The following is a 14095-nucleotide window of genomic DNA, read 5'->3' as shown; positions in this document are numbered from 1 at the left end:
GCTGCCTCAGACCGCGGTGAGGAGTGAGGCGCCGAGGTGGGCGTCGACTGCGCTCATGACGTGGTCGACCTTCGTCAGCAGGTCGTCGAGGACGTCCTGGTCGGCAGTCAGCGGCGGGGAGAGCACGAGCATCGTCGCTCCGCGGTTGTCCGGCCGCGTGATGAGCTGAACCTCTCTCATCGCCGCGGGGATCACCTCGGTGAGGACGGTCTTCGACTCCTCCGGGGTGAGTTCGCGACCGGTCTCCCGATCGCCCATCATCTCGATGGCATAGAAGAATCCGGCCCCCCGATACTCCCTGATGCTGCGATGGTCCTCGACGATCCGGTCGAGGCCGTTCTGGAAGTAGGGTTCGAGGCTGCGGACATTGCCGAGCACGTTCTCGTTCTCCACGGCCGTCAGATTCGCCACGGCGACCGCGGTGCTCACGGGGTGTCCGCCCCAGGTGGCGCCGTGCGTGAACAGGCCCGCCTGCGGTGAGGACAGCACGGCTTCGGCCAGCGGTCTGCGGATGATGACCCCGCCCAGGGGCGCGTAGCCGGAGGTGGAGCCCTTGGCGAAGGTGATGAGATCGGGGACGACGTCGAACTTGATCGAGCCGAACCACTCGCCGAGGCGCCCGAATCCGGTGATCACCTCGTCGGCGACAAGCAGGATCCCGTGTTCGTCGCAGATCCTGCGCAGCTCCTGCCAGTAGCCGTCGGGAGGAACGAGAGCGCCGCGGGAGTTCTGCACGGGCTCGGCGAAGAGCGCGGCGAAGGTGTCGCCTCCCTCAGCCTCGATGAGCTCGCGGATGGCGCGGATCGAGGGAAGATCCGCGGCGGTGCCGCCCTCGGGGATCGTCTCGCCGAGGGTGTTGGGGACGTGGAAGACGCCCGGCATGAGATCGCCGAAGGGTGCCTTGTAGGCCGGGATCCCCGTGACGGCGAGGGCCCCGAGAGTCGTCCCGTGGTAGGCCATGTCGCGGGCGATGATCTTCGTGCGCTGCGGTTCACCCTGCGCGACGTGGTACTGGCGCGCGAACTTCACGGCTGACTCGACGGCTTCGGACCCCGAGTTGACGAAGAACACGGTCTCGAGGTCGCCCGGGGCGTGCTCGGCGATGAAGGTCGCCGCGTCGATGGCTGCCGGGTGGGCCGAGCCCCAGTTCGTCCAGTAGGCGAGCCGGCTCATCTGCTCGAACGCGGCCTGCGGGATGTCCGTGCGCCCGTGTCCGATGTTGACGCAGAAGAGGCCGGCCAGGCCGTCGAGGTAGCGGTCGCCGTTCTCGTCGGTGAGATAGCTTCCCTCACCGCCGACGATGATCGGCAGACTGTCGTCGTTCCACACCTTCCCGGTGGTGAAGTGGGGGAACAGGTGCTTCTGTGCACGGCTTCTCATATCCGAGTTCGTCACGCGACTCTCCAATCCTGCAGTCGTGGCCGCCACGACGGTGTGTGCGGCCGGGATCATCGATGGAAGTGATCCTGGTCTCACTCTGGTGTCGACGGGCCCGCGGCTGAAGCCCCAATCCGGTGGCATTTCTTTGGTACCAGCGCGGGGATCGGCATCTCAGCTGGTCAGAGGACTGCCGAGCAGGGATTCGAGCGCGAATCTCAGCTCCTTGACACCGGCGGGGATCGCCTCCAGTCCGATGACGGAGAAGCCGAGGCGGAAGTGGTTGCGCGAGCCCTGCGGATCGAGGAAGAACGCGTCACCGCCTTCGATGACGACCCCGCGGCGCAGGCATTCGGCGGCGAGGTCGCGGGCGTCGAGCTCGGGCGGACCGGCGATCCAGACGCTCACCCCGCCGGCCGGGAAGGGGATCGTCCACGGCAGCTCGGCCGTCAGCGCCTCGGTCAGGCGCAGCCATTTCTGCCGCAGGTGGGTGCGGCGGCGGACGACGGTGCGCTGGTACTGCCCGGATTCGATGAGCAGACCCATGGCGCGCTGGGTGTGCCCGGAGACGTGGCGGATGGAATAGCGGCGGTGGGTGCGCAGCCGTCGGATGAGCCCGGAATCGGCGACGATGTAGCCCAGCCGCAGACCGGGGGCGAGGAACTTGGAGAACGATCCGAGGTAGATGACGTGATCGGATCCCGACAGTGCTTTGAGTGCAGGGGTGGGCTTGCCGCGGTAGCGGAACTCCGAATCGTAGTCGTCCTCGATGATGAGCGAATCGGCGGTGCGCGTCTGCGCGAGGAGGTGTCGGCGCCGTGCCGAGTCGAGGGTGACGTTGCTCGGGCAGTGATGGCTGGGTGTGACGTAGAGGAGATCGGGCGGGCTGTCGGGCACGACCATTCCCCGGCGGTCGACGGGGATGCCCTCGAGGCTGCCTCCCATCCGGGCGAAGGAGTGCTTGGCATCCGGGTAGCCGGGGTCTTCGACTCCGACTCGCATCCCGGGGTGGATGAGCATCTGCGCGAGGAGATCGAGCCCCTGCTGCGAGCCGGCGGTGATGAGGACGTTCTCCGCGCCGACGTGGATGCCGCGCGCCGGCAGGATCCGCTGGCACAGCATGTCGACGAGCATCGGATCGTCCTCGTCGACGGCATCGCGCACGGAGTGCCAGAGATGTTCGGGATCCATCGCGGTGCGCAGCGCCTTCGCCCAGGCGAGGCGGGGAAACTCCTCGGGATCGATCTGGCCCGCCACGAAGGGGTACGGGCGGGAGCGCCAGTCCTTGGGCTTGACGATCTCCGGCAGTGCGGCGTCCGCCCCCACGCGCACCTTCGCGGCCCAGTCGATCGACTCCGCTCGATCCGGCACCGGCTCGGTCGCGTCCGTCTCTCCCTCGACGAGCTCGCGATTGACGAAGTGGCCGCTGCGCGACCGGGCTTCGACGAGCCCGCTGGCGACGAGTTCCTGGATCGCGGCGTTGACGGTGTTGCGGGAGACTCCGATCTCGCGCGCCAGCGTCCGGGACGACGGCAGGGGAGTGTCGAGGTTGAACGCTCCGGACATGATCTGATGCTCGAGAGCTTTTCGCAGCTGCCGGTAGAGGGGTTCATCGGCAGCGGCGCTGATCTCGATCGGCGATCGGATCTCGGTCCGGCGACGGTCGTGCTGATCGTCGGAAGTCGCGCTCATCTCAGATCGGCTGGGACGGACTGTCCGCACCGTCGAGGGGATGGTACCGGGGGATGACGACCATGGGCACGGGCAGACTGCGGAGCATCTTGTTGGCAGTGGTGCCGAGGAAGATCGTGTGGCGCTGCGCCAGTCGGCTCGATCCGATGAGGACGATCTCTCCCTCGCTCCAGTCGAGGCTCTCGATCGCGGCCTCCGTCGAGCGCCCGCGAGCGATGTCGACGGAGACGTCGACGGCGCCGTCGACGCTGGCCGATGCCTCCTCGAGCACGCGTTCGGCGTGCTTGTCGGGGGCGTTCGCCGCGGGGACGGCGTCGAGGGAGACGAGCGAGATGATCCGCAGAGGGACGCGATGGAGGACGGCGGAGTCGACGGCCACCTGGAGCACCGCCTCGGCGCCGGTCCGCGTGCCCAGCGCACACGTGATGCGGGTGAGATCGCTGGGCGGCAGGTAGCCTGCCGGAGCGAGGGCCACCGGGGCGGTGGCGGTGTGGAGAAGCGCATTGGCGACGGATCCCACGGTGAAGCGGCGGAACGGTCCGTGACTGGCCGCTCCGACGATGATGAGATCGGTGCGCCTGACAGCGGCCACCTCGAGGATCCCCTCCGCCATCGAGTCGGCGAAGTGGATCGTCGCGCGCGCCCGCAGGGTCTTCGGGATGAGGAAGAGGGACTTCGCCATCCACTCCTCGGCCTCGTCGGCCTTGAGGCGCTGGTACTCCCGCTCCTGAGGAGTGGCGGCATCGTCCGGGTGTGCGCCGCTGATGACGTGGACGAGATCGATCTCGACCGCACCGGGGTCGTCCAGCGACTGCGCCAGGGTCGTCGCCAGCGAGATCGCGTCGCGGCCCCGGCTGTCCTTCGTCAGTCCGACTACATAGCGCATGGCTCACCCTCCGGCAGGTCGAAACGAGTCGGCATCGAGAACGTCGGTGTTCGCGCCGATGCTCGTCACTATAGGGGCGAGGGCGAAGCGATCACAACCTCGTTCGGCATGAGAGATGAGCAAAGGCAACTTGGTTTCGAATTCTGCGGAGATTCTCCTCGCAGCGTTCCAGTTTTTCGAGAGAGCACGCACAGGTTTGTCGAGAGAGCACGCAGAAGGGGGCGGAGGCCTGCGCCTCCGCCCCCTCTCATGTCAGGACGAACCTCTGGAGTCAGGACGATCGTCTCGTATCAGGACGAACCCGGTGCCCCGACCCGATCGGACCCGGGACTCAGCCGACGAACTCCTGGCGGATCGTGCCGATGCCCTCGATCGTCGTCTCGAGGACCTGCCCCGGCTGGATGAGCTTCGGCGGTTCGCGCGTGAAGCCCACGCCCGACGGGGTGCCGGAGAAGATGACATCGCCGGGATGGAGGGTGAGGATCTCCGAGAGCTTCTCGACGAGCGAGGGCACGTCGAAGAGCATCTGGCTCGTGCGACCGTCCTGGACGACCTCGTCGTCGAGCTTATCGGAGATCGCGAGGTCGTCGCGGTTGGGCAGCTCGTCGGGGGTGACGAGCCACGGACCCGTCGGCGAGTAGCCGGGGTAGGACTTCCCGAGGCCGAACTGCGGGGCCGGTCCGTCGAGCTGGATCGCGCGCTCGGAGAGGTCCTGGCCGACGGTGACGCCGGCGACGTAGTCCCATCCGGTGCCCTCGGCGATGTCGTGGGCTTCGCGTCCGATGACGATGACGAGCTCGGCCTCCCAGTCGTTCCGTCCGTCGGCGACGAGCTTGACGGTCGTGAACGGACCGGTGAGCGAGGACTGGAACTTCGGGAACACCGGCGGCAGCTTCTCCGGGGTGTCGAAACCGCTCTCGGTGACGTGCTCGGCGTAGTTGAGTCCCACGCCCATCGACTGCAGCGGACGCGGGGAGACCGCGCCGAGCTGCTGCGGGTCGATGGTCACCGTCTCACCGGTCGCCTCGGGCGCCCAGGCGAGGAAGTCGTCCCACTGATCGTAGACATCCTGGATCTCGGGGCCGAACCGGCCGTCGCTGGCCGCGGCGACATCGATGCCCTGGTTGTCGCCGGTGACGATGACGGCGCGGGAGTTGTGGTTGGCGAGTTTCATGGGTGTCCTTCTCTGTTGGTGACAGGTTGAGCTGATGACAGGGTGGATGGGGCGGCGGTCAGCGCTGCCGGTTGGGGATCCCGTGGTCGAGGATGTCGGCGGGCACCTGACCGTCCCATTGGTTGATCCAGTAGAGGTCGTCGGGGTCCCAGTGCCGGGCGGGACGGTCCTTGTCGCGGATCGTCTCCATGTCGCAGTAGTACTCGATGACCGCACCGGTCGGTTCGACGTAGTAGACGGCGACGTTGTCGCCGGCCCCGTGGCGCACCGGTCCCCACGCCAGGCGCGCACCCCGCCGGGCGAGGCGGTCGCCGAGGCGGACGAGATCGTAGACGTTCCCGGCCTGCCATGCGTGGTGGTGGATTCCGGTCTTGTTCGACGTGAAGATCGCGACCCCGTGGTGATCGTTGTTGCACCGCAGGAAGAAGTGCTCGTTGCCGATCTGGTCGGAGACGGCGAAGTTGAAGACGTCCTTGAAGAACTCCGTCTGCGCCGGGGCGTCGAGGACCTGGATGTTCGTGTGCCCGAGGCGATCAGGAGCGGTCGTGCCCCGCTTGAGCATGCTGTAGTCGAGCTTCTCGGTGTAGATCTGCCAGGTGAAGCCCTCGGGGCCGACGAAGGCGAAGCCCTCCTCGATGTGGTCCTCGATCGGCTGCTCGGAGACGATCGTGTACCCGCCGCGGTCGACCTTCGCACGGATCGCCTCGAGCTCCGCGGAGTTCTCGACGACGAGCCCCTGGTGGTCCACGGCGTCCTGGTCGGACTGCGTGTAGACGAGCTCGTGGTGCTTGTTCTGCGCGGTGAGGAACGCCTTCTTCGCCGTCGACTCCGTCTCGACGAGACCGAAGACGTCGACGGCGTTGGAGATCGAGGCGTGGAGGTCCCTGGTGAGCAGGGAGACGTAGCCGATTTCCGAGATGGATCCTTGTGCGGTCATGCCGTACTCCTCATTGAGCTAATCGATATAATGATTATGATGATTACGATAGCAGTGAATCGTGGATAATCAAGGGTGACGTGACAAGGAGGTGGCGATGCCTGCGACGAAGCAGATCGCCGAGGCGGCGGCGACGTCCGCCGGGACAGCGGCGAGCCGCACGGAGACCGCGACGGCGATGATCATCGCGATCGCCCAGCGCCATGCGGCGGGCACGCGGCTGGGGACGAAGGAGACGCTGCGCACCGAATGCGGGGTGTCCGTCGGCACCTTCAACGAGGCGCTCGCGCTCGCCCAGGCACGCGGATACGTGACGATGAAGCCCGGACCCGGGGGCGGCATCTTCGTCGACGAGCAGTCCGCGATCGCCCGCCTCGGCAACGCGATGCTCGCCCTCGACACCGCCGAGCCCTCCGTCCCCGACGCCATCCGCATCCGCGACGCGCTCGACCCGCTGCTCATCGACGACGCCGTGACCTCCGCGCAGCCGGCCGACATCGCCGGCATGCGCGGGCAGCTGGAGAGGATGCGCGCGGCCCTCGACGCCGGCGAGCACCTCGAGTTCGCCCGGGCCAACTGGGCGCTCCACCGCGTCATCGCCGAGGCGTCGCCGAGCCAGATGCTGCGATCCGTCTACCTCGGCGTCCTCGGGCTGCTCGAGGACCACGCGGTGAGCATCGCCGGCAGCGCTGACGCCCCGCTGCCGGAGTACGTGCGGTCCCGCTACGACCTCCACGTCGAGATCGTCGACGCGATCGCGGCGCGCGACGGTGAGCGCGCCCGCGAGCTCATCGCCCTCCACAACCTCAACGGATGACACCTCGCTCACCGGCCGGGTCCCTGGTCAGCTGCCGGGCAGCTCGGCTGCGAGCTGTCGGCGGTGGCGCAGCGGGCTGATGCCGAAGCGGTCGCGGTAGGTGCGGGAGAACTGCGCCGCCGACCGGAAGCCGCTGGCCGCAGCGACCTCGGCCATGCTCAGGCCCGCGGCGCGCGGATCGGCGAAGCAGCCCGGCCGCCGTGTCGAGGCGGGCACCGAGCACGGCGCGGGGCACGCTCAGCCCCGCCTCGGCGAGGATGCGGGTCAGCTGCCGCTCCGAGACCCCGAGGTGCCCGGCGATGCGCGCGGCACCGAGATCGGGCTCGCGGTGATGATCGGCGATGACGGTGAGCGCCTCCTCGACGATGCTCCCGCCGGGGGAGGCCGCGGTGAGCACGCTGCCGAGCAGGTCGAGGAGCCGCCCCTCAAGCGGCGCACCCCCGCCGAGGCGTCGGTCGATGAGGCCCTCGGCCACCTCGGCGAAAGCCCTGCCCGGTGCGGTCGGGCTCGCGGAGTCGTCGAGGTCGAGGGCGGTCGGGGTCGGCCACGAGGACCGGCCGGTGAGATCGGTGAGCGTGCGGCGGGGAAGGCGGACGACGAGCTCGTCGACCCCCGGCCCCGAGGCCGCGCGCGACGCGGTGTCACCGTCGACGACGATGCCCCGGCCGGGTCCCAGCGTCAGCTGTCCCGCCCGATGGGCGAACGTGCTCGCACCCCGCAGCGGCAGATAGAGCAGGGCCCCGGACGCCGGGTGGCCGGCGATCTCGGCAGGCCCGCGCCGCACGGCATGCGGGGTGCCCGTGACCTTGGCGATGCGCACCTGCGGGAGGTCGAGGGTCGAGGTCACCGCGCGGAAGGCGGCGCCGCCGGCGGAGACGGTGCGCAGGCCCACGAGGGCCGCGGCATGGTAGGCCTCCCAGTCCTCGACGCGGCGCGCGGGAGGCGCGGCGTCGGTGGAGAACCGCGCGCGCACCGGTGGGTCTCCCGCGCTGGCGATCATGCCTCTCATCGTAGCCGTGACGGCGTGAGCCGGATCTCAGCTTTTTGACGATTTCGGCCACGATCACCTCGGCGAGATGACCCCGCGCACCGGCCCGTGCCACCCTCGAGGCCACGCGGAAACCACCGCACCACACGACAAGGAGAGTCACCATGGTCATCTTCGACGACGGAGTCGCAGAGACAGCCACCCCGGAGGGGGACATCGTCGACACCGACGTCCTCATCGTCGGTTCGGGTCCGGCGGGGGCGTCAGCGGCCCTGTTCCTCTCGACCCTCGGGATCCCCAACATCATGATCACGAAGTACCGGTGGACGGCGAACACCCCGCGGGCGCACATCACGAACCAGCGGACGATGGAGATCTTCCGCGACGTCGGCATCGAGGACCAGGTCCTCGCCGAGGCGACCCCGCACGAGATGATCGGCGACACCGTCTTCTGCACGTCCCTCGCCGGTGAGGAGATCGGACGGATCCTCACCTGGGGAAACCACCCGGCCCGGCACGCCGACTACGAACTCGCCTCCCCATCGCTCAACTGCGACATCCCGCAGACCCACCTCGAGCCGATCCTCGTGAGGAATGCGACGATGCGGGGCACGCAGGCCCGCTTCTCCGCCGAATACCTCTCCCACACCCAGCATCCCGACCACGTCGACGTCCAGGTCCTCGACCGCCTGACCGGCCGGGAGCTGACGATCCGCGCGAAGTACCTCATCGGCGCCGACGGCGCCCGGTCGAAGGTCGCCGCCGACATCGACCTGCCCATGGTCGGGGACATGGACATCGCCGGATCGATGAACATCACCTTCACCGCCGACCTCGAGACGCTCGTCGGGCACCGGCCCTCGGTCCTCTACTGGGTCATCCAGCCGGGATCGAACATCGGCGGCATCGGCGCGGGACTCGTTCGCATGGTCAGACCGTGGAACGAGTGGCTCATCGTCTGGGGCTTCGACATCGCGCAGGGACCGCCGGAGGTCACCGAGGCCGACGCGCTGCAGATCGTGCGCAACCTCATCGGCGACCCCGACCTCGAGGCGACGATCACCGGGATCTCCCTGTGGGGCAACAACGAACAGTATGCGAGCCGACTCCAGTCGGGCCGGGTGTTCTGCGCGGGGGACGCCGTGCACAAGCACCCGCCGTCGAACGGACTGGGATCGAACACCTCGATCCAGGACTCCTACAACCTCGCGTGGAAGATCGCGGCCGTCCTCCGCGGAGAGGCCGGAGAGGACCTGCTCGAGACCTACAGCGCCGAACGCGCCCCGGTCGCCGAGCAGATCGTCACCCGCGCGAACAAGTCCGGTCGTGAGTTCGCCCAGCTCTTCGACGCCCTCGGGCTCACCCCCGACCAGACCGAGGAGGAGATGAACGAGGCGATCGCCGCCCGCAAGGACGCCACCGCAGACGGCGCGGCCGTGCGGACGAAGGTGAGGGAGGCGATGGAGGTGAAGAACTACGAGTTCAACGCCCACGGCGTCGAACTCGGACAGCGCTACGTCTCCACGGCCGTCGTCGCCGACGACCGGGACCCGACGGAGAACCCGCGCGACCCCGAGCTCTACTACCAGGCCGGCACGGATCCCGGCGTGCGCCTGCCCCATGCCTGGGTCGGCAACTCGCGGGAGAAGCTCTCCACCCACGACCTCGCCCCGTACACCCGGTTCACCCTCATCACCGGGACGACCGGCGCCGGCTGGGAGGAGGCGGCGCAGGCGGCCGGGCAGCGCCTCGGCGTCGACATCGGCACCGTCGTCATCGGCCCCGACCGCGACGTCACCGACCTCTACTTCGACTGGGATCGCCTCCGCGACGTCGCCGAGGACGGTGCGATCCTCGTCCGTCCCGACAAGCATGTCGCGTGGCGGGTGCCGTCCCTGCCCGACGACGCCGCCGACCAGCTCACCTCAGCTCTCGCCGCTATCCTGGCGACGGGACCGGCAGACTCGAACGAAAGGCTCGGTGACATCGCATGACCTTCGATTTCACGCACACCACCCTCGGCCAGCGCGTCGTCTTAGGCACCGGGCAGGCCGCTGCCGCAGTCGCCGCGGAGGTCGAGCGCCTCGGGGCCGAACGGGTCATGGTCATCGTCTCCGGATCCGCCGCGGACAAGGTCACCGACTTCGCCGACCACTTCCCGGTCGCCCTGTGGCACCGGGAGGTCGTCATGCACGTGCCCGCCGAGGTGGCCGATCGTGCCGTGGCCGCCGCCGAGGTCGGCGACATCGACCTCGTCGTCAGCGTCGGTGGCGGTTCGGCAACGGGGCTGGCGAAGGCGGTCGCGCTGCAGACGCGGATCCCGGTCATCGCCGTGCCCACGACGTTCTCCGGCTCCGAGGCGACGAACGTGTGGGGGCGCACCGAGAACGGCCGCAAGCGCACCGGGGTCGATGATGCGGTGCTGCCGCGCACGGTCATCTACGACGCCGACCTCCTGCGCGACCTGCCCCACGACCTCGCCGTCGCCTCGGGCCTCAACGCCCTCGCCCACTGCATCGACTCGCTGTGGGCCCCGGCCGCCGACCCGATCAACCGGGCGCTCGCCCTCGAAGGCATCCGGGCGCTGCGCGAGGGTCTGCCGCAGCTCGGCGCGGAATCCTCCGCACTGACGGGGCTCGAGTCCACGCTCTACGGCGCCTACCTCGCCGCCGTCGCCTTCGCCTCGGCGGGATCGGGCATGCACCACAAGATCGCCCACGTCCTCGGCGGCACCTTCGACCTCCCGCACGCCCAGACCCATGCGATCGTCCTGCCCTACGTCCTCGCCTTCAACGCCCCCGCCGTGCCCGAGGCCGAGGCGCGGATGGCGGAGGCGTTCGGAGCCGAGACCGCGGTCGCCGGACTCCAGCGGCTGCGCGAGGCCGTCGGCGCCCCGCGGGCACTGTCGGAGCTCGGATTCGCATCCGGTGACATCGCCGAGGCGGTCGACCTCGCCCTCGAAGCGATCCCCGGCGACAACCCCCAGCCGGTGACGCGGGAGAACCTCACGGCGCTGCTCACCGCCGCCCGGCGCGGCGATGAGCCCCAGACCGTCGCCCCGCAGGGGTCGCCGGGCGGGACCGGCATCGCCGCCGAGGCGGCCGAGGACGCTGCCGGGCTCACCCCGGCCGAGGTCGAGGAGCGGCTCATCGACACGGTCATCGCCTCGTTCTCGGGCACCCCCGATGACCGCCTCCGGCAGCTGATGACCGCGGTCGTCACCCACCTCCACGGACTCATCCGCGACGTGCGGCTGACCGAGGACGAATGGAACCGGGCGATCGGCTTCCTCACCGACGTCGGACACATCACCGACGACCGCCGGCAGGAGTTCATCCTCCTCTCCGACGTCCTCGGCGCATCGATGCAGACGATCAACGTGAGCAACCAGCCCTACCGTGACGCCACCGAGGCGACGGTGTTCGGACCGTTCTTCGTCGACGACGCCCCCGCTCATCCCCGCCGGCGGGGACATCGCCGGGGGAGGAGTGGGAGAGCCGTGCTGGGTCGAAGGCGTCGTCCGCGACACCGACGGGGCTCCCGTGCCCGGGGCCCGCATCGAGGTCTGGGAAGCCGACGAGGACGGCCTCTACGACGTCCAGCACGATGACGACCGCGTCTACGGGCGGGCGCATCTGTTCTCCGACGACGACGGGTCGTTCCGGTTCTGGGGGCTCACCCCCACTCCGTACCCGATTCCCGACGACGGACCGGTGGGGCGGCTGCTGGCGGCGACGGGGCGCTCGCCGATGCGGGCGAGCCACCTCCACTTCATGGTCACGGCCCCGGGCCTGCGCACGCTCGTCACCCACATCTTCGTCTCCGGAGACGAACTGCTCACCAGCGATTCGGTCTTCGGCGTCAAGGACTCCCTCATCAAGGACTTCGCGCAGCAGCCGGCGGGCACCCCGACCCCCGACGGCCGCGACCTCGGTGACCTGCCGTGGTCGCGCACGCGCTTCGACATCGTGCTCGCTCCCGCAGGCGTCTGACGACGACCGGGCGACGACGACCGGGCAGATCGTCGAGTGACGACGCCGGGGCGTCAGGCGCCGCCGCTGCTCACCCGGTGGCTCGCGTGCCGGTCTCGTCGATCCAGATCCACCCGTCGGGCAGCGGCGCCCAGGCCGCGACCTCGCGACCGGACTTCGAGGAGTCGGCGAGGACGACGACGCTGCGGGCGCGCTCGGCGATGAGCTCCTTCGTCCTGGCCTCGGCGAGCGTCGGCTCCCCGATGCCGACGTCCGGGTCGACGGCGTCGGCGCCGAGGAACGCGACGTCGACGTGGACGCGTGCGAGCGCATGGTCGCTCAGCGCCCCCGTCGTCCCGTGCGAGAGGGTCGAGACCTCACCGCCGACCATGGTCACACGCGGACCGTTCGGGTGCGCGAGCGTCAGCGCGATCTCGAGTCCCCGGGTGATGACGGTGAGGTCGTCGCGGTCGCGGAGACGCTCGGCCACCCGCACGGTCGTCGATCCGGCGTCGAGGAAGATCGTGCGCACCTGCGCGCTTACGTGGCTCAGGGCGTGGGCGGCGATCGCGTCCTTCGCCTCGGCCTGCTGCTCCATCCGCTGACCGAGTGGGGGTTCGACGTACCCGGCGGCGGTCGCCCCGCCGATCGTGCGGATGACTTCACCGGCGTCGGCCAGCTCCCGCAGGTCCCGCCGGATCGTCGACTCCGAGGTTCCGAGCTCGGCGGCCAGGCGCGGGATCGACCACGCCCCCGACTTCAGCCGGGACCGGATGTCGTCGCGGCGCTTGGCCGTGCTGCTGCGGACGGCCATCACCGCGGCAGGTACTCCGCGCGGATGCCGTCGACGAAGGGCGCATAGCCGATCGCCGCACGGTAGGCCGAGCGCATCGTGCCGGCATCGGCGAGTCCCTGTCCGGCGATGTCGAATGCCGTGCCGTGGTCGACGGAGGTGCGCAGGATCGGCAGGCCCACGGTCACGGAGATCGTGCCGTCGAAGTCGTACGTCTTCGAGGCGATGTGCCCCTGGTCGTGGTACTGCGAGAGGATCCCGTCGAAACGCCCGGTCAGCCCCTGGTGGAAGACGGAGTCGGCGGGGATGGGTCCGGCGACGTCGAAGCGACCGGCGGCGTTGACGGCCTCGACGGCGGGGCGGAGGATCTCGATCTCCTCGTCCCCGAACGCCCCGTTCTCCCCGCCGTGCGGATTGAGGGCGGCGACGGCGAGCCGCGGCGCAGTGACCCCGTAGAGCTGCAGGGCGCGATGGGCGCGTTCGATCGAATCGATCTGCGTCTCGACGGACAGCGCGTCGATCGCCTTCCGCAGCGACATGTGCCGCGTGGCGAAGAAGATCTGGAGCTTGTGGTCGGGGACCTTCGCGTTCTCGACGACGAACATCGTGTCCTGCTTCGTCACCCCGGTGAGCTCGCCGAGCATCTCCGTGTGCCCGAGGTGCTCAGAGCCGGACTGCCACACGGCCTCCTTGTTGATCGGTCCGGTGACGATGCCGGCGATCTCCTCATCCATCGCCGCCCTGGTCGCGACTTCGATGGCCGTGACCGCGGCACGGCCGGCGCGCGCGTCGACGACGCCCCAGTCGGGCAGGTCGTCACCGAGCACGCCGATGTCGAAGACGTCGATGACGCCCTCTCCCGCCGAGGCGGTCGCGAAGTCGGTGATCGGGCGGAGTTCGACGTCGAGGCCGAGGACGTCGACGGCGCGTCTCATCACGGCGAGATCGGCGACGGCGACGCCGTGCTGGTCGTCGCGGGCGGAGAACTCCGCGAGCACCTGGGCGGTGATCTCCGGGCCGATCCCGACGGGGTCTCCCACGGTCACGGCGAGGATGGGTGCGGTCATGTCATACTCCTTCGGTGGTGCGGTCTCGGTGGTCGGCATCGGGCTCATCCCTGCCCGACCCGGGAGGTCGCCATGAGGTAGTCGAGGCAGAGGGCTGCCGTGTCGGAGTCGCCGATGAGACCGCCCTTCGTGACGATGGGCAGGCCGTCGGCGCGTCCGCCGACGAGGCGACCGCCGACGGCGAGCGGGATGATCTCCCGCTCGAGTTCCATCCCGACGGCGCCCACCGCGCGCATCACCGCTGCGGTGATGTCCCCGCCGGTGGTGTAGAGGCCGGTGACGGCCGGGGAGGTCATGATGAGCTCGGCGATGGCGGCGAGCCGGCGGGTCGTCTCCTCCGCGCGCGCGCGTGAGACTGCCGAGCAGCACAGGGGAGGCTGATCGGACGACGGT

11 protein-coding genes and 2 pseudogenes are annotated in these 14095 nt (G+C 69.5%); 4 read left to right on the top strand and 9 right to left on the bottom strand.

What is annotated here, in order from left to right:
• Positions 1 to 6 precede the first annotated feature (6 nt).
• The 5 genes from AC2W7K_RS08725 to AC2W7K_RS08705 all read right to left on the bottom strand — a co-directional run bounded on the left by AC2W7K_RS08725 (position 7) and on the right by AC2W7K_RS08705 (position 6066).
• Positions 7 to 1380 carry an aspartate aminotransferase family protein gene (locus tag AC2W7K_RS08725; RefSeq protein ID WP_232623541.1) on the bottom strand — a complete coding sequence of 458 codons (1374 nt, stop codon included), beginning with the start codon at positions 1378 to 1380 and terminating at the stop codon, positions 7 to 9.
• 171 nt (positions 1381 to 1551) lie between these two features.
• A complete protein-coding gene (gene pdxR, locus AC2W7K_RS08720) occupies positions 1552 to 3069 on the bottom strand; it encodes a MocR-like pyridoxine biosynthesis transcription factor PdxR (protein WP_198498306.1) in 1518 nt (505 codons plus the stop codon).
• Between the two features lies 1 nt (position 3070).
• Positions 3071 to 3955: a universal stress protein gene (locus AC2W7K_RS08715; protein ID WP_198498307.1), complete on the bottom strand. Its 885-nt coding sequence runs from the start codon at positions 3953 to 3955 to the stop codon at positions 3071 to 3073.
• A gap of 331 nt (positions 3956 to 4286) precedes the next feature.
• Positions 4287 to 5129: a fumarylacetoacetate hydrolase family protein gene (locus AC2W7K_RS08710; RefSeq protein WP_198498308.1), complete on the bottom strand. Its 843-nt coding sequence runs from the start codon at positions 5127 to 5129 to the stop codon at positions 4287 to 4289.
• A gap of 58 nt (positions 5130 to 5187) precedes the next feature.
• Complete coding sequence (locus AC2W7K_RS08705) at positions 5188 to 6066, bottom strand: VOC family protein (RefSeq protein ID WP_198498309.1); 879 nt, start codon at positions 6064 to 6066, stop codon at positions 5188 to 5190.
• A 97-nt stretch (positions 6067 to 6163) separates the two neighbouring features.
• Between AC2W7K_RS08705 and AC2W7K_RS08700 the strand changes: the two genes are divergently transcribed.
• Complete coding sequence (locus AC2W7K_RS08700) at positions 6164 to 6883, top strand: FadR/GntR family transcriptional regulator (RefSeq protein WP_198498310.1); 720 nt, start codon at positions 6164 to 6166, stop codon at positions 6881 to 6883.
• Here the strand turns inward: AC2W7K_RS08700 and AC2W7K_RS08695 are convergent.
• Complete coding sequence (locus AC2W7K_RS08695) at positions 6873 to 7883, bottom strand: AraC-like ligand-binding domain-containing protein (RefSeq protein WP_486006013.1); 1011 nt, start codon at positions 7881 to 7883, stop codon at positions 6873 to 6875. The genes AC2W7K_RS08700 and AC2W7K_RS08695 overlap by 11 nt on opposite strands.
• A gap of 152 nt (positions 7884 to 8035) precedes the next feature.
• Between AC2W7K_RS08695 and AC2W7K_RS08690 the strand changes: the two genes are divergently transcribed.
• From AC2W7K_RS08690 to AC2W7K_RS08680, 3 genes and pseudogenes are all read left to right on the top strand, one after another.
• Entirely contained in the window at positions 8036 to 9865 is a 1830-nt protein-coding gene (locus tag AC2W7K_RS08690; protein ID WP_198498312.1) for an FAD-dependent oxidoreductase, read from the top strand.
• Positions 9862 to 10887 (top strand): annotated as a pseudogene (locus AC2W7K_RS08685) (maleylacetate reductase); the annotation flags it as partial. The gene AC2W7K_RS08690 and the pseudogene AC2W7K_RS08685, both read left to right, overlap by 4 nt.
• Positions 10888 to 10956: 69 nt before the next feature.
• Positions 10957 to 11863: pseudogene (locus AC2W7K_RS08680) on the top strand (dioxygenase family protein).
• A gap of 70 nt (positions 11864 to 11933) precedes the next feature.
• Here AC2W7K_RS08680 and AC2W7K_RS08675 read toward each other — a convergent pair.
• The 3 genes from AC2W7K_RS08675 to AC2W7K_RS08665 form a co-directional block, all read right to left on the bottom strand.
• Positions 11934 to 12656 carry a DeoR/GlpR family DNA-binding transcription regulator gene (locus AC2W7K_RS08675; protein WP_198498313.1) on the bottom strand — a complete coding sequence of 241 codons (723 nt, stop codon included), beginning with the start codon at positions 12654 to 12656 and terminating at the stop codon, positions 11934 to 11936.
• Positions 12656 to 13702: a 4-hydroxythreonine-4-phosphate dehydrogenase PdxA gene (pdxA, locus tag AC2W7K_RS08670; protein WP_344251329.1), complete on the bottom strand. Its 1047-nt coding sequence runs from the start codon at positions 13700 to 13702 to the stop codon at positions 12656 to 12658. The genes AC2W7K_RS08675 and pdxA overlap by 1 nt, the downstream gene beginning before the upstream one ends.
• A gap of 44 nt (positions 13703 to 13746) precedes the next feature.
• Positions 13747 to 14095 (bottom strand): nucleotide-binding domain containing protein (locus AC2W7K_RS08665; RefSeq protein WP_486006012.1); only part of this gene is annotated, 349 nt, incomplete at its 5' end.

The organism is Brevibacterium sp. LAARM2_SD2, from assembly GCF_057364785.1.
Note: the sequence above shows the minus strand (reverse complement) of the source record. Positions and strands in the feature narration are given on the sequence as shown.

Bases quoted from the DNA above. Each gene is read 5' to 3' on its own strand.
- AC2W7K_RS08700 (WP_198498310.1), top strand. From the start codon at position 6,164: ATGCCTGCGACGAAGCAGATCGCCGAGGCGGCGGCGACGTCCGCCGGG.
- AC2W7K_RS08695 (WP_486006013.1), bottom strand. From the start codon at position 7,883: ATGATCGCCAGCGCGGGAGACCCACCGGTGCGCGCGCGGTTCTCCACC.
- AC2W7K_RS08705 (WP_198498309.1), bottom strand. From the start codon at position 6,066: ATGACCGCACAAGGATCCATCTCGGAAATCGGCTACGTCTCCCTGCTC.
- AC2W7K_RS08710 (WP_198498308.1), bottom strand. From the start codon at position 5,129: ATGAAACTCGCCAACCACAACTCCCGCGCCGTCATCGTCACCGGCGAC.
- AC2W7K_RS08725 (WP_232623541.1), bottom strand. From the start codon at position 1,380: ATGAGAAGCCGTGCACAGAAGCACCTGTTCCCCCACTTCACCACCGGG.
- AC2W7K_RS08690 (WP_198498312.1), top strand. From the start codon at position 8,036: ATGGTCATCTTCGACGACGGAGTCGCAGAGACAGCCACCCCGGAGGGG.
- pdxR (WP_198498306.1), bottom strand. From the start codon at position 3,069: ATGAGCGCGACTTCCGACGATCAGCACGACCGTCGCCGGACCGAGATC.
- pdxA (WP_344251329.1), bottom strand. From the start codon at position 13,702: ATGACCGCACCCATCCTCGCCGTGACCGTGGGAGACCCCGTCGGGATC.
- AC2W7K_RS08715 (WP_198498307.1), bottom strand. From the start codon at position 3,955: ATGCGCTATGTAGTCGGACTGACGAAGGACAGCCGGGGCCGCGACGCG.
- AC2W7K_RS08675 (WP_198498313.1), bottom strand. From the start codon at position 12,656: ATGGCCGTCCGCAGCAGCACGGCCAAGCGCCGCGACGACATCCGGTCC.